This window comes from Staphylococcus equorum, assembly GCF_029531845.1.
In the GTDB taxonomy this organism is placed as follows: domain Bacteria; phylum Bacillota; class Bacilli; order Staphylococcales; family Staphylococcaceae; genus Staphylococcus; species Staphylococcus equorum_C.
Genome location: NZ_JAMBPV010000028.1, coordinates 1 through 1,348, shown reverse-complemented (window position 1 = coordinate 1,348; position 1,348 = coordinate 1). Strand labels below are relative to the sequence as shown.

Genomic DNA, 1,348 nt, shown 5'->3' with positions numbered 1-1,348 from the left:
ATGTGAGCCTATTAGCTTGGATTAATGGCTAATAGGCTCACTCCTTTTGGGTTATTTTATGTAAAGACGTAATGATCGCTTTACATAAAAATAACCCCCGATTTTTCGAGGGCGATAAATATTAATAATCATCTTCTGGTGGATATAATTTTAAATTTCTAACTTTGCAGAAATGCTTAAAGCCTATTTGTTTTATCGTGTTTATTGTAAATTCAGTATCATAAATTTTTACTGAAATAGTAATAACGTTATATTGTGTCATTCCGACATAACGTTTATTCATTATTTGAAAGAATTCTTTTAAATCATCTAAAGTAATTTGCTTGATTTTAGCTTTTGTATTATAAGTACCTAATATTTTTACATAATCTATTAGATCGCTCGTTTCGTCCATTATTTCTTCTCCACTGTAATGATAGTTAATTTCTTTCAATTCTCTGTCTGTAAAACTCTCCATATATTCATCTAAAGTTTCTAATACATCTACTGTTACCAAATCATCTTGCATAATTATATATAGTTCTTTCATCATGACCACTCCTACACTCCTATTTTTGTTCTTTAACTTCATCATCAATTTTAATGGTTTTATATGATAGTTTTACTGGCGCAATTTCATTATAATTTTTTATGAAATTACTTATTTCATATTCATTAGAAATCGGTCTATTGTAAAATTTGGATAGTTTGCCTAATGTTTCAAATTGATTCACTAATTGTTCATCTAATGTATTTTTTGCTTGTATATCTTTGGTTAGTTCTAATATATAAAAATCTATTAATTCACATAATTCATTTTCTACTTTAAAAGTACCTTTAATGTTTTTAAATTCATCTAATAAAACACATAATTCCATTTTCATTACCCCGTTTTTTTATCTACGATTTTCTATTATTTTGAAACATATACATCTTTTTTACAGATGTATATGTTTTTGAATTTTTGACATTGCTTAATCAAAACTATGAATTTCTTTTTTTAGTTTTACTAGTTCATGGTGAAGTTCTAAGTTGAATATTTTTATCATTTCAATATCACTTATAAAGCTATAATATAAATGATACTTAAGATATTCACTTCTATTATTTTCATGTGCTTCTTTATAATCTTCACAAAGTTTTACAATTTCTTTTTTAATTGTCTGATTTGAAATAATTTGTTCTCTTTCATATTCGTTATATATACCATTTTCTACAGTTTCATTATTTTTCACACCGAATACTTTTGATAAAAATCCAACTCGATACATATTTTTAGTAGCATGTATACCAGAAGATTTTTCATAATTATATTTCTCGATTGTTTTTAATAGTACTTTGTTGTTCATTACTGACCACTCCTAAATGT

General features: G+C 25.2%; 3 protein-coding genes. All 3 read right to left on the bottom strand.

Translation table 11 applies throughout. The features are described from left to right. Nucleotides 1-121 precede the first annotated feature (121 nt). Nucleotides 122-529, bottom strand: coding sequence for a hypothetical protein (locus M4L39_RS14495; protein WP_277582628.1), 408 nt, complete (start codon nucleotides 527-529; stop codon nucleotides 122-124). A 19-nt stretch (nucleotides 530-548) separates the two neighbouring features. Next, a complete protein-coding gene (locus tag M4L39_RS14490; protein WP_277582627.1) occupies nucleotides 549-857 on the bottom strand; it encodes a hypothetical protein in 309 nt (102 codons plus the stop codon). 96 nt (nucleotides 858-953) lie between these two features. Then, the gene (locus M4L39_RS14485) at nucleotides 954-1,328 is read right to left on the bottom strand and encodes a hypothetical protein (protein WP_277582626.1); all 375 of its coding nucleotides are present in this window, start codon (nucleotides 1,326-1,328) and stop codon (nucleotides 954-956) included. Between the last annotated feature and the right edge of the window lie 20 nt (nucleotides 1,329-1,348).